At 55.9% G+C, this 19201-nt stretch carries 31 protein-coding genes; 1 reads left to right on the top strand and 30 read right to left on the bottom strand.

Annotated elements, in window-relative coordinates:
* The first annotated feature begins 180 nt into the window (after positions 1–180).
* On the top strand, positions 181–3015 hold the full coding sequence (gene uvrA / locus F8N96_RS31530) for an excinuclease ABC subunit UvrA (protein WP_064680053.1): 2835 nt from the start codon (positions 181–183) through the stop codon (positions 3013–3015).
* A gap of 141 nt (positions 3016–3156) precedes the next feature.
* Here uvrA and bfr read toward each other — a convergent pair whose 3' ends face one another.
* From bfr to rpsJ, 30 genes are all read right to left on the bottom strand, one after another.
* Positions 3157–3621 carry a bacterioferritin gene (bfr, locus tag F8N96_RS31525; protein ID WP_059402166.1) on the bottom strand — a complete coding sequence of 155 codons (465 nt, stop codon included), beginning with the start codon at positions 3619–3621 and terminating at the stop codon, positions 3157–3159.
* 149 nt (positions 3622–3770) lie between these two features.
* The gene (locus tag F8N96_RS31520; protein WP_150801099.1) at positions 3771–5225 is read right to left on the bottom strand and encodes a catalase; all 1455 of its coding nucleotides are present in this window, start codon (positions 5223–5225) and stop codon (positions 3771–3773) included.
* 238 nt (positions 5226–5463) lie between these two features.
* Positions 5464–5850 carry a 50S ribosomal protein L17 gene (gene rplQ / locus F8N96_RS31515; protein WP_008145500.1) on the bottom strand — a complete coding sequence of 129 codons (387 nt, stop codon included), beginning with the start codon at positions 5848–5850 and terminating at the stop codon, positions 5464–5466.
* Positions 5851–5892: 42 nt separating this feature from the next.
* On the bottom strand, positions 5893–6894 hold the full coding sequence (locus F8N96_RS31510) for a DNA-directed RNA polymerase subunit alpha (RefSeq protein ID WP_003186012.1): 1002 nt from the start codon (positions 6892–6894) through the stop codon (positions 5893–5895).
* A gap of 22 nt (positions 6895–6916) precedes the next feature.
* A complete protein-coding gene (gene rpsD, locus F8N96_RS31505) occupies positions 6917–7537 on the bottom strand; it encodes a 30S ribosomal protein S4 (protein ID WP_003210056.1) in 621 nt (206 codons plus the stop codon).
* Positions 7538–7555: 18 nt separating this feature from the next.
* Complete coding sequence (rpsK, locus tag F8N96_RS31500) at positions 7556–7945, bottom strand: 30S ribosomal protein S11 (RefSeq protein ID WP_002555466.1); 390 nt, start codon at positions 7943–7945, stop codon at positions 7556–7558.
* Positions 7946–7975: 30 nt separating this feature from the next.
* Positions 7976–8332: a 30S ribosomal protein S13 gene (gene rpsM, locus F8N96_RS31495; RefSeq protein ID WP_003186020.1), complete on the bottom strand. Its 357-nt coding sequence runs from the start codon at positions 8330–8332 to the stop codon at positions 7976–7978.
* A gap of 129 nt (positions 8333–8461) precedes the next feature.
* On the bottom strand, positions 8462–8578 hold the full coding sequence (rpmJ, locus tag F8N96_RS31490; RefSeq protein WP_002555468.1) for a 50S ribosomal protein L36: 117 nt from the start codon (positions 8576–8578) through the stop codon (positions 8462–8464).
* A 28-nt stretch (positions 8579–8606) separates the two neighbouring features.
* Positions 8607–9935, bottom strand: a complete 1329-nt coding sequence (secY, locus tag F8N96_RS31485) for a preprotein translocase subunit SecY (RefSeq protein ID WP_064680055.1) — start codon at positions 9933–9935, stop codon at positions 8607–8609.
* Positions 9936–10373 carry a 50S ribosomal protein L15 gene (gene rplO, locus F8N96_RS31480; RefSeq protein ID WP_064680056.1) on the bottom strand — a complete coding sequence of 146 codons (438 nt, stop codon included), beginning with the start codon at positions 10371–10373 and terminating at the stop codon, positions 9936–9938. It abuts the gene before it with no gap.
* Between the two features lie 3 nt (positions 10374–10376).
* On the bottom strand, positions 10377–10553 hold the full coding sequence (gene rpmD / locus F8N96_RS31475; protein WP_003186033.1) for a 50S ribosomal protein L30: 177 nt from the start codon (positions 10551–10553) through the stop codon (positions 10377–10379).
* Positions 10554–10555: 2 nt separating this feature from the next.
* Positions 10556–11056 carry a 30S ribosomal protein S5 gene (gene rpsE, locus F8N96_RS31470; RefSeq protein ID WP_007943782.1) on the bottom strand — a complete coding sequence of 167 codons (501 nt, stop codon included), beginning with the start codon at positions 11054–11056 and terminating at the stop codon, positions 10556–10558.
* A gap of 3 nt (positions 11057–11059) precedes the next feature.
* Positions 11060–11410, bottom strand: a complete 351-nt coding sequence (gene rplR / locus F8N96_RS31465) for a 50S ribosomal protein L18 (protein ID WP_003186037.1) — start codon at positions 11408–11410, stop codon at positions 11060–11062.
* Between the two features lie 10 nt (positions 11411–11420).
* Positions 11421–11954, bottom strand: coding sequence for a 50S ribosomal protein L6 (gene rplF, locus F8N96_RS31460; RefSeq protein ID WP_003176412.1), 534 nt, complete (start codon positions 11952–11954; stop codon positions 11421–11423).
* A 12-nt stretch (positions 11955–11966) separates the two neighbouring features.
* Complete coding sequence (gene rpsH / locus F8N96_RS31455) at positions 11967–12359, bottom strand: 30S ribosomal protein S8 (RefSeq protein WP_003186040.1); 393 nt, start codon at positions 12357–12359, stop codon at positions 11967–11969.
* 210 nt (positions 12360–12569) lie between these two features.
* Complete coding sequence (gene rpsN / locus F8N96_RS31450; protein ID WP_003176414.1) at positions 12570–12875, bottom strand: 30S ribosomal protein S14; 306 nt, start codon at positions 12873–12875, stop codon at positions 12570–12572.
* Between the two features lie 13 nt (positions 12876–12888).
* On the bottom strand, positions 12889–13428 hold the full coding sequence (rplE, locus tag F8N96_RS31445) for a 50S ribosomal protein L5 (RefSeq protein WP_003176415.1): 540 nt from the start codon (positions 13426–13428) through the stop codon (positions 12889–12891).
* 22 nt (positions 13429–13450) lie between these two features.
* Positions 13451–13765 (bottom strand): 50S ribosomal protein L24, encoded by a 315-nt coding sequence (gene rplX, locus F8N96_RS31440; protein WP_003176416.1) that lies wholly within the window; start codon positions 13763–13765, stop codon positions 13451–13453.
* Positions 13766–13776: 11 nt separating this feature from the next.
* Positions 13777–14145, bottom strand: a complete 369-nt coding sequence (rplN, locus tag F8N96_RS31435) for a 50S ribosomal protein L14 (RefSeq protein ID WP_002555479.1) — start codon at positions 14143–14145, stop codon at positions 13777–13779.
* Between the two features lie 23 nt (positions 14146–14168).
* The gene (gene rpsQ, locus F8N96_RS31430; RefSeq protein ID WP_003176419.1) at positions 14169–14435 is read right to left on the bottom strand and encodes a 30S ribosomal protein S17; all 267 of its coding nucleotides are present in this window, start codon (positions 14433–14435) and stop codon (positions 14169–14171) included.
* Positions 14436–14437: 2 nt separating this feature from the next.
* Complete coding sequence (rpmC, locus tag F8N96_RS31425; protein WP_008030901.1) at positions 14438–14629, bottom strand: 50S ribosomal protein L29; 192 nt, start codon at positions 14627–14629, stop codon at positions 14438–14440.
* Positions 14629–15042, bottom strand: coding sequence for a 50S ribosomal protein L16 (rplP, locus tag F8N96_RS31420; protein WP_007943783.1), 414 nt, complete (start codon positions 15040–15042; stop codon positions 14629–14631). The genes rpmC and rplP overlap by 1 nt, the downstream gene beginning before the upstream one ends.
* A gap of 12 nt (positions 15043–15054) precedes the next feature.
* Positions 15055–15741: a 30S ribosomal protein S3 gene (gene rpsC, locus F8N96_RS31415; protein ID WP_003176422.1), complete on the bottom strand. Its 687-nt coding sequence runs from the start codon at positions 15739–15741 to the stop codon at positions 15055–15057.
* 13 nt (positions 15742–15754) lie between these two features.
* Positions 15755–16087: a 50S ribosomal protein L22 gene (gene rplV / locus F8N96_RS31410; protein WP_003103908.1), complete on the bottom strand. Its 333-nt coding sequence runs from the start codon at positions 16085–16087 to the stop codon at positions 15755–15757.
* 13 nt (positions 16088–16100) lie between these two features.
* On the bottom strand, positions 16101–16376 hold the full coding sequence (gene rpsS, locus F8N96_RS31405) for a 30S ribosomal protein S19 (RefSeq protein ID WP_002555486.1): 276 nt from the start codon (positions 16374–16376) through the stop codon (positions 16101–16103).
* 16 nt (positions 16377–16392) lie between these two features.
* Positions 16393–17217 (bottom strand): 50S ribosomal protein L2, encoded by an 825-nt coding sequence (rplB, locus tag F8N96_RS31400; RefSeq protein ID WP_003176423.1) that lies wholly within the window; start codon positions 17215–17217, stop codon positions 16393–16395.
* Between the two features lie 14 nt (positions 17218–17231).
* Positions 17232–17531 (bottom strand): 50S ribosomal protein L23, encoded by a 300-nt coding sequence (rplW, locus tag F8N96_RS31395; protein ID WP_002555488.1) that lies wholly within the window; start codon positions 17529–17531, stop codon positions 17232–17234.
* Positions 17528–18130: a 50S ribosomal protein L4 gene (gene rplD / locus F8N96_RS31390; RefSeq protein WP_007896707.1), complete on the bottom strand. Its 603-nt coding sequence runs from the start codon at positions 18128–18130 to the stop codon at positions 17528–17530. The genes rplW and rplD overlap by 4 nt, the downstream gene beginning before the upstream one ends.
* 12 nt (positions 18131–18142) lie before the next feature.
* Entirely contained in the window at positions 18143–18778 is a 636-nt protein-coding gene (rplC, locus tag F8N96_RS31385) for a 50S ribosomal protein L3 (protein ID WP_003186059.1), read from the bottom strand.
* A gap of 80 nt (positions 18779–18858) precedes the next feature.
* On the bottom strand, positions 18859–19170 hold the full coding sequence (gene rpsJ, locus F8N96_RS31380; protein ID WP_003186070.1) for a 30S ribosomal protein S10: 312 nt from the start codon (positions 19168–19170) through the stop codon (positions 18859–18861).
* Positions 19171–19201: the final 31 nt, after the last annotated feature.

The following is a 19201-nucleotide window of genomic DNA, read 5'->3' as shown; positions in this document are numbered from 1 at the left end:
ATGTGAACCGGCGGCGATTCTACCAGTCCCATCGATTGACAGGGTATATCGCGACGCTTTGACGCGCTTCGCTGACAGACTCTTCATGTAAGGCAACAATCCGCTCGTTTGATAGTGTGCATCCATCCAGTATTTGGCCGTATACTCCTACGTTTTCGACGCCCGCCAAGCGAGGCCACTTTGGACAAGATCCTGATTCGTGGGGCCCGAACCCACAACCTGAAGAACATCGACCTGACCCTGCCACGGGACAAACTGATCGTTATCACCGGCCTGTCCGGATCCGGCAAATCGTCCTTGGCCTTCGACACGCTGTACGCTGAAGGCCAGCGCCGCTACGTCGAATCGCTTTCGGCCTACGCCCGGCAGTTCCTGTCGATGATGGAAAAACCGGACGTCGACACCATAGAAGGTTTGTCGCCAGCCATCTCCATCGAACAGAAATCGACCTCGCACAACCCGCGCTCGACGGTCGGCACCATCACTGAAATCTACGACTACCTGCGCCTGCTCTACGCTCGCGTGGGAATTCCCCGCTGCCCGGATCACGACATTCCACTGGAGGCCCAGACCGTCAGCCAGATGGTCGACCTGGTCCTCGCGCAACCGGAGGGCAGCAAGCTGATGCTGCTGGCCCCGGTGATCCGCGAGCGTAAAGGCGAACACCTGTCGGTTTTCGAGGAACTGCGAGCCCAGGGTTTCGTGCGGGCCCGGGTCAATGGCAGGCTGTGCGAGCTGGACGAGTTGCCGAAGCTGGATAAACAGAAGAAGCACACGATCGATGTGGTGGTCGACCGTTTCAAAGTGCGCGCCGACCTGCAACAGCGTCTGGCAGAGTCGTTCGAGACCGCGCTGAAGCTGGCGGACGGCATCGCCCTTGTGGCGCCGATGGACGACGAGCCGGGTGAAGAGATCATCTTCTCCGCGCGTTTCGCCTGCCCGATCTGCGGCCACGCCATCAGTGAGCTCGAACCCAAGCTGTTCTCTTTCAACAACCCGGCCGGTGCTTGCCCGACCTGCGATGGCCTGGGCGTGAAGCAGTTCTTCGACATCAAGCGACTGGTCAATGGCGAGCTGACCCTGGCCGAGGGCGCGATTCGTGGCTGGGACCGGCGCAACGTCTATTACTTCCAGATGCTCGGGTCGTTGGCTTCGCACTACAAGTTCAGCCTGGAAGTGCCGTTCAACGAACTGCCGGCCGATCAGCAGAAGTTCATCCTGCACGGCAGCGGTTCGCAGAACGTCGACTTCAAGTACCTGAACGACCGGGGCGATATCGTCAAACGCTCGCACCCGTTCGAAGGCATCGTGCCGAACCTGGAGCGTCGCTACCGAGAGACCGAGTCCGCCTCGGTGCGGGAAGAACTGGCCAAGTTCCTCAGCACACAACCTTGCCCTGATTGCCGTGGTACCCGTCTGCGTCGCGAAGCGCGGCACGTTTGGGTAGGCGAGAAAACTTTGCCGGCAGTGACCAATCTGCCGATCGGCGATGCCTGTGAGTATTTCGGCGTGCTGAAGCTGACGGGCCGCCGCGGCGAAATTGCCGACAAGATTCTCAAGGAAATCCGCGAGCGCCTGCAGTTCCTGGTCAACGTAGGTCTTGATTATCTGTCGCTGGACCGCAGTGCGGATACGCTGTCTGGCGGCGAGGCCCAGCGGATTCGCCTGGCCAGCCAGATCGGTGCCGGCCTGGTGGGGGTTCTGTACATCCTCGATGAGCCGTCGATTGGCCTGCACCAGCGGGACAACGACCGGTTGCTCGGCACGCTCAAGCACCTTCGGGATATCGGCAACACGGTGATTGTGGTCGAGCACGACGAAGATGCGATTCGCCTGGCCGACTACGTGGTCGACATTGGCCCGGGCGCTGGCGTGCATGGCGGGCATATCGTCGCCGAAGGCACACCGGCCGAGGTCATGGCTCACCCTGACTCGCTGACGGGCAAGTATCTGTCGGGACGAGTGAAGATCGCCGTTCCCGCTAAACGCACACCGCGTAATAAAAAGTTGTCGCTGTCGCTCAAGGGCGCGCGCGGCAATAACTTGCGCGATGTCGACCTCGACATCCCGATCGGCCTGCTCACCTGCGTGACCGGCGTGTCCGGTTCGGGCAAGTCGACGCTGATCAACAACACGCTGTTTCCGTTGAGCGCCACCGCACTCAACGGTGCCACGACCCTGGAGGCTGCCGCCCACGACAGCATCAAGGGCCTCGAGCATCTGGACAAGGTGGTCGACATCGACCAGAGCCCGATCGGGCGCACGCCGCGCTCCAACCCGGCGACCTATACCGGGCTGTTCACGCCGATTCGCGAACTGTTCGCCGGTGTGCCGGAGTCCCGCTCGCGTGGATACGGTCCAGGGCGCTTCTCTTTCAACGTGAAGGGCGGGCGCTGCGAGGCCTGTCAGGGCGATGGCCTGATCAAGGTGGAGATGCACTTCCTGCCGGACATCTATGTCCCGTGCGACGTCTGCAAGAGCAAGCGCTACAACCGCGAAACGCTGGAGATCAAGTACAAGGGCAAGAGCATCCACGAAACCCTGGAGATGACCATCGAGGAAGCCCGGGTGTTCTTCGACGCGGTGCCGGCGTTGGCGCGCAAGCTTCAGACGCTGATGGATGTGGGCCTGTCGTACATCAAGCTGGGGCAATCGGCGACTACGCTATCGGGTGGTGAAGCCCAGCGGGTGAAACTGTCCCGCGAGCTGTCCAAACGCGATACCGGCAAGACCTTGTACATCCTCGATGAGCCGACCACCGGCCTGCACTTCGCGGATATCCAGCAACTGCTCGACGTGCTGCATCGTCTGCGCGACCACGGCAATACCGTGGTGGTCATCGAGCACAACCTCGACGTGATCAAGACAGCCGACTGGTTGGTGGACCTGGGGCCGGAGGGCGGTTCCAAGGGCGGGCAGATCATTGCTGTCGGCACGCCGGAGGAAGTGTCGGAGATGAAGCAATCGCATACCGGCTTCTATCTCAAGCCGCTGCTGGAGCGCGACAGGGCCTGAATCAAGGCCCATGAAAAAGCCCCTGTCACTTTGTCGGTGACAGGGGCTTTTTGTTAAGAACCTGCAGGAGCCAAGCTTGCTGGCGATAGCGGTCTCATGGACGCCTTCGCCGGCAAGCCGGGCTCCTACGGTTCCGCGGCATCAGAACTGCGATTGCAGGTAATTCTCCAGCCCGATCAACTTGATCAGACCCAACTGCTTCTCCAACCAGTAGGTGTGATCTTCTTCGGTGTCATTGAGCTGGATACGCAGCATCTCGCGACTGACGTAGTCCTTGTGCTGCTCGCAGAGCTCGATGCCCTTGCAGAGTGCTGCGCGTACTTTGTATTCCAGGCGCAGGTCGGCAGCGAGCATGTCGGGCACGGTGGTGCCGACATCCAGGTCATCCGGGCGCATACGTGGCGTGCCTTCGAGCATCAGGATCCGGCGCATCAGCGCATCGGCATGCCCTGCTTCTTCTTCCATCTCGTGGTTGATACGTTCGTAGAGCTCGGTGAAACCCCAGTCCTCGTACATCCGCGAATGGATGAAATATTGATCACGCGCCGCCAGTTCGCCGGTCAGCAACGTGTTGAGGTAATCGATTACGTCTGGGTGGCCTTGCATCGCCCTACATCTCCCTGCTTTAAAGTCTGTAGTTTGAACCAACCTGAGCGCAAGGTCACTCACTTGACGCTATAAAAGCGAAGATATTCTGAGAAAAGCAGCTTAAATAACGCAAAAACCGCCCAAATGAGGGCGGTTCTGCTTCTCGTTTAGACTTCGTTAAGCTGTACGCCCAACGCCTGTGCGATTGCTTCTCCATACGCCTGATCGGCCCTGAAGAAATGCTGCAATTGTCGGTCAACCACATCACCGGAAACACCTGCCATGGCACCGGCAATATTGTTTACCAGCAGGGTTTTCTGCTCGGCGCTCATCAAACGGAACAGCGCACCGGCGTGGCTGTAGTAATCGGTATCTTCGCGGTGATCGTAACGATCCGCCGCACCGCTGAGGGCCAGGGCGGGCTCGGCGTAACGAGTCACTTGCTTCGGCGATTCGACGTAGCTGTTGGGTTCATAGTTAGGTGCCGCACCGCCATTGGCGCCGAACACCATCGACCCATCACGCTGGTAGCTGTTAACCGGACTGCGCGGCGCGTTCACCGGCAGTTGCTGGTGGTTGGTGCCGATACGGTAGCGATGCGCATCCGCGTAAGCGAACACCCGACCTTGCAGCATGCGGTCTGGCGACAGCCCGACGCCGGGCACCATGTTGCTTGGACCGAATGCCGCCTGCTCCACTTCTGCGAAGTAATTCAGTGGATTGCGGTTGAGTTCCAACTCGCCGACTTCGATCAGCGGAAATTCTTTCTGCGACCAGGTCTTGGTCACGTCGAAAGGGTTCTCATAGTGCGCCGCGGCTTGAGCCTCGGTCATGATCTGAATACACACGCGCCATTTCGGGAAATCACCGCGCTCGATCGCCTCGAACAGGTCACGCTGTGCGTAATCTGGATCGGTACCGGCCAAGCGTGCCGCCTCAGCCGGCGCCAGGTTCTTGATCCCTTGTTGGGTCTTGTAGTGCCATTTCACCCAGTGCCGCTCGCCATTGGCGCTGATCAGGCTGTAGGTGTGGCTACCGAAGCCGTGCATGTGACGATAGCCGTCAGGAATGCCGCGGTCCGAGAACAGGATCGTCACCTGGTGCAGCGCCTCGGGGGAGTGCGACCAGAAGTCCCACATCATCTGCGCGCTTTTCAGGTTGCTTTGCGGCAAGCGCTTTTGGGTGTGGATAAAGTCCGGGAATTTGAGGGGATCACGGATGAAGAATACGGGCGTGTTGTTGCCGACAATGTCCCAGTTACCTTCCTCGGTATAGAACTTCAGGGCGAAGCCGCGCGGGTCGCGCTCGGTGTCGGCTGAACCGCGCTCCCCGCCGACGGTGGAAAACCGCAGGAAGGTTGGGGTTTGCTTGCCAACGGACTCAAACAGCTTGGCGCTGGTGTACTCGGTGATGTCGCGTGTCACAGTGAACGTACCGTAAGCACCCGAGCCTTTGGCGTGCACACGACGCTCAGGAATGTTTTCACGGTTGAAGTGGGCAAGCTTCTCGATCAGGTGGAAGTCGTCGAGCAGCAGCGGGCCTCGAGGGCCGGCGGAACGGGAATTCTGGTTATCGGCGACAGGAGCGCCACTGGCGGTGGTAAGCGTTTTACTTTGGCTCATGCGATCTCATCCTTTGTCAGTCTTGAACTGCCGGCTAATCGGCTTGGGACGGAGTATTGACCATTGATCAGGAAAGCTACCAATTTATTAAGTCGCAGAGATCAATAGAAAAATACTACCAATCATCCCGTTCGCATAATGACGGCATGAATCGCAGGAGAGCTTGTACAGATCGCGCGTTTCTCACAGACACAAAAAACCGGGCGCTAGGCCCGGTTCTTTGTTTCAGACTGACGTCTTACTCAGCGGATACAGCTTCACCACCGGCAGGACGATCAACCAACTCGACGTACGCCATAGGCGCGTTGTCGCCAGTGCGGAAGCCGCACTTGAGGATGCGCAGGTAGCCACCCTCACGGGTAGCGTAACGCTTGCCCAGGTCGTTGAAGAGCTTACCAACGATAGCTTTCGAACGAGTACGGTCGAAAGCCAGACGGCGGTTAGCCAGGCTGTCTGTCTTGGCCAAAGTGATCAGCGGCTCAGCAACGCGACGCAGTTCTTTAGCTTTCGGCAGTGTAGTTTTGATCAGCTCGTGCTCGAACAGCGACACTGCCATGTTTTGAAACATGGCCTTGCGGTGCGAGCTAGTGCGGCTCAGGTGACGACCACTTTTACGATGACGCATGGTTCATTCCTTACCAAACACAACGTTCGGTGATTACGACGATCAGGCAGTCGCCTTGTCGTCCTTCTTAAGACTTGCAGGCGGCCAGTTGTCGAGGCGCATGCCGAGGGACAGACCGCGGGAGGCCAGAACGTCCTTGATTTCAGTCAAGGATTTCTTGCCCAGGTTCGGAGTCTTCAACAGCTCTACTTCGGTACGCTGAATCAGGTCACCGATGTAGTAGATGTTTTCCGCCTTAAGGCAGTTAGCCGAACGTACAGTCAGTTCCAGATCGTCAACCGGGCGAAGCAGGATCGGATCGATCTCGTCTTCCTGCTCGACAACCACTGGCTCACTGTCACCTTTGAGATCGACGAACGCAGCCAACTGCTGTTGCAGGATGGTTGCAGCACGACGGATAGCCTCTTCAGGATCCAGGGTACCGTTGGTTTCCAGATCAATAACCAGCTTGTCCAGGTTAGTACGCTGCTCGACACGGGCGTTTTCCACCACGTATGCGATACGGCGAACCGGGCTGAACGAAGAGTCAAGCTGCAAGCGACCGATGCTGCGGCTTTCGTCTTCATCGCTCTGACGCGAGTCTGCCGGTTCATAACCACGACCACGAGCTACGGTGAGCTTCATGTTCAAGGCGCCGTTAGACGCCAGGTTAGCGATTACGTGATCGGGGTTAACGATCTCGACATCATGATCCAGCTGAATATCGGCAGCGGTAACCACCCCCGAACCCTTCTTCGACAAGGTCAGCGTAACTTCGTCACGGCCGTGCAGCTTGATAGCCAGACCTTTAAGGTTCAACAGGATTTCAATTACGTCTTCCTGTACACCTTCGATGGCGCTGTACTCGTGGAGCACACCGTCAATCTCGGCCTCGACTACTGCACAGCCGGGCATTGAGGACAACAGGATGCGGCGCAGCGCGTTGCCCAGGGTGTGGCCAAAACCACGCTCGAGAGGCTCGAGAGTGATCTTGGCGCGGGTTGGACTGACAACCTGCACATCAATATGGCGGGGTGTCAGGAACTCATTTACCGAAATCTGCATGGATGCACCTATTTTCTAGCCCTTACTTGGAGTAGAGCTCGACAATCAGGCTTTCGTTGATGTCGGCGGACAGATCACTGCGAGCTGGAACGTTCTTGAAAACGCCCGACTTCTTCTCAGTGTCTACTTCTACCCATTCTACGCGGCCACGTTGGGCACACAGATCGAGAGCTTGGACAATGCGAAGTTGGTTCTTTGCTTTCTCGCGAATCGCGACCACGTCACCAGCACGAACCTGGTACGACGGCACGTTTACGGTCTGACCGTTAACGCTGACGGATTTGTGCGATACCAGCTGACGGGATTCGGCACGAGTAGAGCCAAAACCCATACGGTATACAACGTTGTCCAGACGGCATTCGAGCAGCTGCAACAGGTTTTCGCCGGTTGCGCCTTTCTTGCCAGCAGCTTCTTTGTAGTAGCCGCTGAATTGACGCTCGAGAACGCCGTAGATACGACGGACCTTCTGCTTTTCACGCAGTTGGGTGCCGTAATCGGACTGGCGACCGCGGCGTTGGCCGTGGATACCAGGTGCTGCTTCGATGTTGCACTTCGATTCGATCGCGCGCACGCCGCTCTTCAGGAAGAGATCGGTGCCTTCGCGACGAGCGAGTTTGCATTTTGGACCAATGTAACGAGCCATTCTTTACAATCTCCTGGATTACACGCGGCGCTTCTTCGGCGGACGGCACCCGTTGTGCGGGATTGGCGTCACGTCGGTGATGCTGGCGATCTTATAGCCACAGCCGTTCAAAGCACGGACAGCAGACTCACGACCTGGACCTGGACCCTTGACGTTAACGTCGAGGTTTTTCAGGCCGTATTCCAGCGCAGCTTGACCAGCACGTTCAGCAGCTACTTGAGCAGCAAACGGGGTGGACTTGCGGGAACCGCGGAAACCCGAACCACCGGAGGTAGCCCAAGAAAGCGCGTTACCTTGACGGTCGGTGATGGTCACGATTGTGTTGTTAAAAGAAGCATGGATGTGGGCGATGCCATCAACCACTGTCTTTTTAACTTTTTTACGAGGACGAGCAGCAGGTTTTGCCATGATAATTTTCCTGTCGATTCGCTGGGGCGATTACTTGCGGATCGGCTTACGCGGACCTTTACGGGTACGCGCGTTAGTCTTGGTACGCTGACCGCGTACTGGAAGACCACGACGATGACGCAGACCGCGATAGCAACCGAGGTCCATCAAACGCTTGATTTTCATGTTGATTTCGCGACGCAGGTCACCTTCAGTGGTGAACTTCGCCACTTCGCCACGCAGCTGTTCAATCTGCTCGTCGCTCAGATCCTTGATCTTTGCGGCTGGGTTTACCCCAGTCACTGCACAAATTTTCTGTGCAGTTGTGCGACCAACACCATAGATGTAGGTCAGCGAGATAACAGTGTGCTTGTTATCTGGAATGTTAACGCCTGCAATACGGGCCATTCAGTGGGACTCCAATTGACAGCTACCTACGCCCCGGAAGCCAAGAAATAGGGCGCGAGATAATATCGCTGTAATAACAAATAATCAACCCGGCAGCGCACTAGCTGCCGGGCTTCAAGCGGATCACACTCAGCCTTGGCGCTGTTTGTGACGCGGTTCCGCGCTGCAAATTACTCGAACAACACCTTCGCGGCGAATAATCTTGCAGTTGCGGCACAGCTTTTTCACCGATGCACGAACTTTCATCACCAACTCCTCGAACCTTATGGGGTACTCAGCGCAACATGCCGCTGCCGTAGCCCTTCAGGTTGGCTTTCTTCATCAGGGATTCGTACTGGTGCGAAACGAGGTGCGATTGTACTTGGGACATGAAGTCCATCACAACCACGACGACGATCAGCAACGAGGTCCCGCCAAGGTAGAACGGAACGTTTGCTGCAACCACCAGGAACTGGGGCAACAGGCACACGGCCGTCATATATAGAGCACCGAACAGGGTCAAACGGGTCAGAACGCCATCAATGTAGCGCGCCGACTGCTCGCCTGGACGGATGCCCGGAATAAAGGCACCGGACTTCTTCAGGTTTTCCGCTACGTCTTTCGGATTGAACATCAACGCCGTATAGAAGAAGCAGAAGAAAATAATCCCTGCACTAAACAGCAGAATATTCAACGGCTGACCAGGAGCGATCGACTGCGAGATGTCCTGCAACCAGCCCAAACCTTCGGACTGGCCGAACCAGGTACCCAACGAAGCCGGGAACAGCAAGATGCTGCTCGCGAAAATGGCCGGAATAACACCGGCCATGTTCACCTTCAGCGGCAAGTGGCTGGTCTGCGCAGCGAAGACCTTACGGCCCTGCTGGCGCTTGGCGTAGTGAACAGCAATACGACGCTGACCACGCTCAATGAACACCACGAAACCGATAATCGCTACTGCCAGCAAACCGATGGCAACCAGGGCGAAAATGTTGATATCACCCTGACGCGCAGACTCGAAAGACTGCCCGATCGCTCTCGGAAGACCGGCGACGATACCTGCGAAAATCAACATCGAGATACCGTTGCCAACACCACGCTCAGTAATCTGCTCACCCAGCCACATCATGAACATCGCACCAGCCACAAACGTGGATACCGCGACGAAATGGAAGCCAAAGTCACCAGTGAACGATACGCCCTGCCCCGCCAGACCAATGGACATGCCAATGGCCTGAACAAGAGCGAGGACGACAGTGCCGTAGCGGGTGTACTGGGCGATCTTGCGACGCCCAGCTTCACCTTCCTTCTTCAACTGCTCCAGTTGCGGGCTGACGGCGGACATCAGCTGCATGATGATCGATGCCGAAATGTACGGCATGATCCCCAGTGCAAAGATGCTCATCCGTTCCAGCGCGCCGCCGGAAAACATGTTGAACAAGCTAAGAATGGTCCCCTCATTCTGTCGAAACAGGTCCGCGAGTCGGTCCGGGTTGATACCTGGAACCGGGATGTGTGCGCCTATTCGGTAGACGATAATCGCCAGGAACAGAAAACGCAGACGAGCCCAGAGTTCAGACATACCGCCTTTGCCGAGCGCAGAGAGAGCACCTTGCTTAGCCATTTATTCCTCGAACTTGCCGCCAGCTGCTTCGATAGCCGCACGCGCACCTTTGGTGGCGCCGATTCCCTTTCCGATGGTGACAGCGCGAGTAACTTCGCCGGACAGCATGATTTTCACACGCTGTACGTTGACGTTGATCACGTTGGCATCTTTCAGGGACTGCACGGAGACGATGTCGCCTTCCACTTTAGCCAGCTCGGACAGACGCACTTCTGCGCGGTCCATGGCCTTCAGGGAAACGAAACCGAACTTCGGCAGGCGACGATGCAGCGGCTGTTGACCGCCTTCAAAGCCTGGAGCAATGGTGCCACCGGAGCGGGAGGACTGACCTTTGTGGCCACGGCCACCGGTCTTGCCCAAACCACTACCGATACCACGGCCCGGACGATGCTTTTCGCGACGGGAACCCGGCGCTGGACTCAGATCATTGAGTTTCATCGATTAACCCTCGACACGCAGCATGTAGTAAGCCTTGTTGATCATCCCGCGATTCTCGGGAGTATCAAGTACTTCTACAGTGTGACCGATGCGACGCAGACCCAGACCCTTAACGCACAGTTTGTGGTTAGGGATGCGGCCGGTCATGCTTTTGATCAGCGTAACTTTAACGGTAGCCATGATCAGAAGATCTCCTTGACGCTTTTGCCACGCTTGGCGGCAATGGATTCAGGAGACTGCATGGCCTTCAAACCTTTGAAAGTGGCGTGAACCACGTTTACCGGGTTAGTCGAGCCGTAGCACTTGGCCAGAACGTTCTGAACGCCAGCAACCTCGAGGACAGCACGCATAGCGCCGCCAGCGATGATACCGGTACCTTCAGAAGCAGGCTGCATGTACACCTTCGAAGCGCCGTGACCGGACTTCATTGCGTACTGCAGCGTGGTGCCGTTCAGATCAACTTGGATCATGTTGCGGCGAGCAGCTTCCATTGCCTTCTGGATCGCAGCAGGCACTTCACGTGACTTGCCACGGCCGAAGCCAACACGCCCTTTACCATCACCAACCACGGTCAACGCGGTGAAAGTGAAGATACGGCCGCCTTTAACGGTTTTGGCTACGCGGTTAACTTGAACCAGCTTCTCGATGTAGCCTTCGTCGCGCTTTTGGTCGTTATTTGACATAACTTAGAACTCCAGCCCAGCTTCACGAGCAGCATCAGCCAGCGCCTTGACGCGGCCGTGGTACTTGAAGCCAGAGCGGTCGAAAGCCACCTGCGAGACGCCAGCGGCTTTTGCACGCGTAGCGACCAGCTGGCCAACCTTAGTGGCCGCGTCGATGTTGCCAGTGGCGCCATCACGCAGTTCTTTATCCAAAGTCGAGGCAGATGCCAGGACTTTGTTGCCGTCGGCCGAAATGACCTGGGCGTAGATGTGCTGCGACGAGCGGAACACGCAGAGACGCACGACTTCGAGTTCGTGCATTTTCAGGCGTGCTTTGCGAGCGCGACGCAGTCGAGTAACTTTTTTGTCGGTCATTTGCTATGCCCTACTTCTTCTTGGCTTCTTTACGACGGACGACTTCGTCCGCGTAGCGCACACCTTTGCCTTTGTACGGCTCTGGTGGACGGAAGTCGCGGATCTCGGCGGCCACTTGACCTACCAGCTGCTTATCGATGCCCTTGATCAGGATATCGGTCTGGCTAGGAGTCTCAGCGGTGATGCCTTCCGGCAGTTCATAATCCACTGGGTGCGAGAAGCCAAGAGCCAGGTTCAGCACTGTGCCTTTTGCTTGCGCTTTGTAACCAACACCGACCAGCTGGAGCTTGCGCTCGAAGCCTTGGCTTACGCCTTGGACCATGTTGTTTACCAACGCACGAGTGGTACCAGCCATTGCGCGAGTCTGTTGATCGCCATTGCGAGCAGCGAAACGCAGCTCACCGGCTTCTTCAACGATCTCAACGGACGAATGGATGTTCAGTTCGAGAGTGCCCTTGGCACCCTTCACCGAAAGCTGTTGGCCTGCGAATTTGACTTCGACACCGGCTGGCAGCTTAACGGGGTTCTTAGCGACGCGTGACATGCTTATCCCCCCTTAGAACACAGTGCAAAGAACTTCGCCGCCGACACCGGCAGCGCGCGCAGCACGATCCGTCATCACACCTTTGTTGGTGGAGACGATAGACACACCGAGACCGCCACGAACTTTCGGCAGATCATCGACGGACTTGTACTGACGCAGGCCTGGACGGCTAACGCGCTTCACTTCTTCGATGACCGGACGGCCTTCGAAATATTTCAGCTCGATAGACAGCAGTGGCTTGATTTCGCTGCTGATCTGATAACCCGCAATGTAACCTTCGTCCTTCAGGACTTTGGCAACAGCTACCTTCAAAGTAGAAGATGGCATGCTTACGACGGACTTTTCAGCCATCTGGGCATTACGGATTCGAGTTAGCATGTCCGCTAACGGGTCCTGCATACTCATGGGCTAGACGCTCCTAATACACAAAAAATTAGCCTTGCGGCTACTACGTGTCGCCGAGTACATCCATGCGAAAAAAGCACGGGCTCAGGCGAGCCGGGTATTCTAGACACACCCCACAAATGAATCAAGCCCCAAAAGGGGCTTGATTCAAGTTCAAGGTCACCGGTGGTCAGGATCTTGCGATTCCAACCACCGAGACTTTGACAGTGCTTACCAGCTGGCTTTAACCAGACCAGGTACGTCACCACGCATTGCAGCTTCACGCAGCTTGTTACGGCCAAGGCCGAACTTGCGGTAAACGCCGTGTGGACGACCGGTCAGGCGGCAGCGGTTACGCATGCGCGAAGCGCTTGCGTCACGTGGCTGCTTCTGCAGAGCGACTGTAGCTTCCCAACGTGCTTCTGGACTTGCGTTCAAATCAACGATGATAGCTTTCAGTGCTGCACGCTTCTTGGCGTACTTGGCAACCGTGAGCTGACGCTTCAGCTCGCGGTTTTTCATGCTCATCTTGGCCATTTTCCTACTCCAATCAGTTGCGGAACGGGAATTTGAAAGCACGCAACAGGGCGCGACCTTCATCATCGTTCTTGGCAGTGGTGGTCAGGGTAATGTCCAGACCGCGGAGAGCATCGATCTTGTCGTAGTCGATTTCCGGGAAGATGATCTGCTCTTTAACGCCCATGCTGTAGTTACCACGACCATCGAAGGACTTGGCATTCAGGCCGCGGAAGTCGCGAACCCGAGGCAGGGAGATCGACAGCAGACGATCCAGGAATTCGTACATACGCTCACGGCGCAGGGTCACTTTGACGCCGATCGGCCAACCTTCACGGACTTTAAAGCCAGCGATGGATTTCCGAGCGTAAGTCACAACGACTTTCTGACCGGTGATCTTTTCCAGGTCGGCAACAGCGTGCTCGATGACTTTTTTGTCACCGACTGCTTCGCCCAGACCCATGTTCAGGGTGATTTTTGTAACGCGTGGAACTTCCATCACGTTCGAAAGCTTAAGTTCTTCCTTAAGTTTCGGTGCGATTTCCTTCCAGTAAATCTCTTTTAGTCGTGCCATGGTCTCATCTACCTAGCAGTGTTCAAGCATCAACCGCTTTTTGGGTCGACTTGAAGACACGAATTTTCTTGCCGTCTTCTACCTTGAAACCAACGCGATCAGCCTTGTTGGTTTCGCCGTTGAAAATGGCGACGTTAGAAGCATCCAGTGGAGCTTCTTTTTCGACGATACCGCCTTGCACGCCCGACATCGGGTTAGGCTTGGTATGACGCTTTACCAGGTTCAGACCGCCAATAACCAGACGGTTGTTAGCGAGAACCTTAAGCACCTTACCGCGCTTACCTTTGTCTTTGCCGGCGATCACGATGATCTCGTCGTCACGACGAATCTTTTGCATGTCGGATCTCCTTACAGCACTTCTGGGGCGAGCGAGACGATCTTCATGAACTTCTCAGTACGAAGTTCACGGGTCACTGGCCCAAAGATACGGGTGCCGATCGGCTCTTGCTTGTTGTTCAGAAGAACAGCAGCGTTGCCATCAAAGCGGATAATGGAGCCATCAGCACGACGTACGCCGTGACGAGTGCGGACTACAACAGCAGTCATCACTTGGCCTTTTTTCACTTTACCGCGAGGAATTGCTTCCTTCACGGTAACTTTGATGATGTCACCGATACCAGCGTAACGACGATGGGAGCCACCCAGCACCTTGATGCACATAACGCGGCGTGCGCCGCTGTTATCGGCCACATCGAGCATGGATTGAGTCTGAATCATATAATTTCTCCGACCCCTAGTCCTTAGACTTCCACAGCGCGTTCGAGAACATCAACCAGCGCCCAAGACTTGGTCTTGGCCAAAGGACGAGTTTCACGAATAGTGACTTTGTCGCCGATGTGGCACTGATTGGTTTCGTCGTGCGCGTGCAGCTTAGTCGAACGCTTAACGTATTTACCGTAGATCGGGTGCTTTACGCGACGCTCGATCAGAACGGTGATGGTCTTGTCCATTTTGTCGCTGACAACACGGCCAGTCAGCGTACGGACGGTTTTTTCGGCTTCAGCCATGATTACTTACCTGCCTGCTGTTTGAGCACAGTCTTCACGCGAGCGATGTCACGCTTAACTTGCCGGAGCAGGTGAGACTGCCCCAACTGGCCAGTTGCTTTCTGCATGCGCAGATTGAACTGGTCGCGCAGCAGGCCGAGCAGTTGCTCGTTAAGCTGCGGCGCGTCTTTTTCACGAAGTTCGTTCGCTTTCATCACATCACCGTCCGTTTAACAAAAGCGGTGGCGAGCGGCAGCTTTGCAGCAGCCAGGGCAAAAGCCTCACGCGCCAGCTCTTCAGAAACACCCTCGATTTCATACAGGACTTTGCCTGGCTGAATCTGGGCAACCCAGTACTCGACACTACCCTTACCTTTACCCATCCGAACTTCGAGGGGCTTTTTGGAAATAGGCTTGTCCGGGAATACACGGATCCAGATCTTGCCGCCACGTTTAACGTGACGGGTCAGTGCACGACGCGCTGACTCGATCTGACGAGCGGTGAGACGACCACGAGCTACAGACTTCAGCGCATACTCGCCGAAGCTGACTTTGCTACCGCGCTGAGCCAAGCCACGGTTGTGGCCAGTCATCTGCTTGCGGAACTTCGTACGCTTTGGTTGCAACATTTGGCGTACCCCTTACTTAGCAGCTTTTTTACGAGGCGCTGGTGCTTGTGGTTTCAGTTCTTCTTGGCGACCACCAATTACTTCGCCTTTGAAGATCCAAACCTTTACACCGATCACACCATAAGTGGTGTGAGCTTCGTAGTTGGCATAGTCGATGTCGGCACGCAGGGTGTGCAGTGGCACACGACCTTCGCGATACCATTCAGTACGTGCGATTTCAGCACCGCCGAGACGACCGCTCACTTGGATTTTGATGCCTTTGGCACCAATGCGCATGGCGTTCTGTACAGCGCGCTTCATAGCGCGACGGAACATTACGCGACGCTCCAGCTGCTGAGCTACGCTCTGCGCAACCAACATACCGTCGAGTTCCGGCTTGCGGATTTCTTCGATATTGATGTGCACAGGCACACCCATTTGCTTGGTCAGGTCCTGACGCAGTTTCTCAACATCTTCACCTTTCTTCCCGATAACGATACCTGGACGAGCGGTGTGGATGGTGATACGTGCAGTTTGAGCCGGACGATGGATATCGATACGGCTTACGGACGCGCTTTTTAGTTTGTCTTGGAGATACTCACGCACCTTCAGATCAGCGAACAAATAGTCCGCATAAGTCCGACCGTCTGCGTACCAGACGGAGGTGTGCTCCTTGACGATTCCCAGGCGAATGCCAATGGGATGTACTTTCTGACCCATCTCTTCGACTCCGTTACTTGTCAGCAACCTTGACAGTGATATGGCAAGACCGCTTGACGATGCGATCAGCACGGCCTTTGGCACGTGGCATGATTCGCTTCAGCGAACGCCCTTCGTTGACGAAAACGGTGCTGACTTTAAGGTCATCAACGTCTGCGCCTTCGTTATGCTCGGCGTTGGCTACGGCCGACTCCAGCACTTTCTTCATGATCTCGGCGGCTTTCTTACTGCTGAAAGCCAACAGGTTGAGCGCTTCGCCCACCTTCTTCCCGCGGATCTGGTCGGCGACCAAGCGGGCTTTCTGGGCGGAGATTCGAGCGCCCGACAACTTAGCGGCTACTTCCATCGTTCCTTACCCCTTAACGCTTGGCTTTCTTGTCTGCCACGTGCCCACGATATGTGCGGGTACCGGCAAACTCGCCCAGTTTGTGGCCGACCATGTCTTCGTTCACGAGAACTGGAACATGTTGACGACCGTTATGCACTGCAATGGTCAAACCGACCATTTGTGGCAGGATCATCGAACGACGCGACCAGGTTTTCACTGGTTTGCGATCGTTCTTTTCCGCCGCCACTTCGATCTTCTTCAGTAGGTGAAGATCAATAAAAGGACCTTTTTTCAGAGAACGTGGCACTGTCGTATCCCTCTATTTACTTGCGACGACGGACGATCATTTTGTCGGTACGCTTATTACCACGAGTCTTCGCGCCCTTAGTCGGGAAGCCCCATGGCGATACCGGATGACGACCACCAGAGGTACGACCTTCACCACCACCATGTGGGTGGTCAACCGGGTTCATGGCAACACCACGAACGGTTGGGCGAACGCCACGCCAGCGTTTGGCACCAGCTTTACCCAGCGAACGCAGGCTGTGCTCGGAGTTCGAGACTTCACCCAGGGTCGCGCGGCATTCAGCCAGCACTTTACGCATCTCACCAGAACGCAGACGCAGGGTCACGTAGACACCTTCACGAGCGATCAGCTGAGCCGAAGCACCAGCGGAACGAGCGATCTGTGCGCCTTTACCTGGCTTCAATTCGATGCCGTGTACGGTGCTACCAACTGGAATGTTACGCAGTTGCAGAGCGTTGCCCGGCTTGATCGGTGCCAGAGCACCTGCGATCAGCTGGTCGCCAGCACTCACGCCTTTAGGCGCGATGATGTAGCGACGCTCGCCATCTGCGTACAGCAGCAGAGCGATGTGAGCAGTACGGTTTGGATCGTATTCGATACGCTCGACAGTGGCAGAGATGCCATCTTTGTCGTTACGACGGAAATCGACCAGACGATAATGCTGCTTATGGCCACCACCGATGTGACGAGTGGTAATGCGACCATTGTTGTTACGACCACCAGTCTTCGATTTTTTCTCGAGCAGCGGTGCGTGAGGAGCGCCTTTATGCAGCTCCTGGTTGACCACCTTGACCACAAAACGGCGGCCAGGGGAAGTCGGTTTGCATTTAACGATTGCCATGATGCACCCCTTCCTTACTCAGCACTGCTGCTGAAATCGAGATCTTGGCCTGGCTGAAGGGAGATAACTGCCTTCTTCCAGTCATTACGCTTGCCCAGACCGCGAGCAGTGCGCTTGCTCTTACCCAGAACGTTCAGGGTAGTAACACGCTCTACTTTCACGCTGAACAGGCTTTCGACGGCCTTCTTGATTTCCAGCTTGGTTGCGTCAGTTGCAACCTTGAAAACGAACTGGCCTTTCTTGTCAGCCAGAACCGTAGCCTTCTCGGAAACGTGCGGGCCAAGCAGAACTTTAAATACGCGTTCCTGGTTCATCCCAGCAGCTCCTCGAATTTCTTCACGGCCGACACGGTGATCAACACCTTGTCGTATGCGATCAGACTAACTGGATCGGAACCTTGCACGTCACGTACATCAACGTGTGGCAGGTTGCGAGCAGCCAGGTACAGGTTCTGATCAACCACTTCAGACACGATCAAGACGTCAGTCAGGCCCATGCCGGTCAGTTTGTTCAGCAGATCTTTGGTCTTCGGTGCATCAACAGCGAAGTCCTGAACCACAACCAGACGATCAGTACGCACCAGCTCAGCAAGGATGGAACGCATTGCTGCGCGATACATCTTCTTGTTCAGCTTCTGGGTGTGATCCTGAGGACGAGCTGCGAAAGTGGTACCGCCGCCACGCCAGATTGGGCTACGGATAGTACCGGCACGAGCACGGCCAGTACCTTTCTGACGCCATGGGCGCTTACCGCCACCACGAACGTCGGAACGGGTCTTTTGCTGCTTGGAACCCTGACGGCCGCCGGCCATGTAGGCCACGACTGCTTGGTGAACCAGCGTCTCGTTGAATTCGCCGCCAAATGTCAGTTCGGAAACTTCGATCGCTTGAGCGTCATTTACATTTAATTGCATGTCAGCTTCCCCTTAACCGCGAGCCTTGGCTGCTGGACGTACAACCAAGTTGCCGCCAGTAGCGCCAGGAACAGCACCCTTGACCAACAACAGATTGCGTTCAGCGTCCACGCGCACTACTTCGAGGGACTGCACGGTCACGCGCTCAGCGCCCATATGACCGGACATTTTTTTGCCCTTGAATACACGACCAGGAGTCTGGCACTGGCCGATAGAGCCTGGAACGCGGTGGGACACGGAGTTACCGTGGGTATTATCTTGCCCGCGGAAATTCCAACGCTTGATCGTACCCTGGAAGCCTTTACCCTTGGACTGACCGGTTACATCAACCAGTTGACCAGCGGCGAAGATTTCAGCGTTGATCAGATCGCCGGCCTGGTACTCGCCTTCTTCAAGGCGGAATTCCATTACGGTACGACCAGCGGCAACGTTCGCTTTAGCGAAGTGGCCAGCCTGAGCTGCTGTAACACGCGAAGCACGACGCTCGCCTACAGTGACTTGCACTGCACGATAGCCATCGGTCTCTTCAGTTTTGAACTGGGTGACGCGATTCGGCTCGATCTCAATGACCGTGACCGGAATGGAGACACCTTCTTCGGTGAAAATACGGGTCATACCGCATTTACGACCGACTACACCAATAGTCATGTTGTAAACCTCATGAGTGTACGGGGCTTTCACCCGCTATGGCCGCCCATTTCAGAGCGTTACACGACTAAGACCGAGTCTTAGCCGAGGCTGATCTGCACTTCCACACCGGCCGCAAGATCAAGCTTCATAAGTGCATCAACGGTTTTATCCGTTGGCTGGACGATGTCCAGAACGCGCTTATGAGTACGGATCTCGTACTGGTCACGCGCGTCTTTGTTGACGTGCGGGGAGACCAGAACGGTGAACCGCTCTTTACGGGTAGGCAGTGGAATTGGACCACGCACTTGAGCACCAGTACGTTTCGCGGTTTCCACGATTTCCTGGGTGGATTGGTCGATCAGGCGATGGTCAAAAGCCTTCAACCTGATACGGATTTGCTGATTTTGCATTGGATTTCAGACTCCGGCTGCTATTCCCACC

It is taken from the genome of Pseudomonas fluorescens (assembly GCF_902497855.1).
GTDB classification, from domain to species: domain Bacteria; phylum Pseudomonadota; class Gammaproteobacteria; order Pseudomonadales; family Pseudomonadaceae; genus Aquipseudomonas; species Aquipseudomonas fluorescens_BI.
This window is presented reverse-complemented; position numbering and strand designations above follow the sequence as displayed.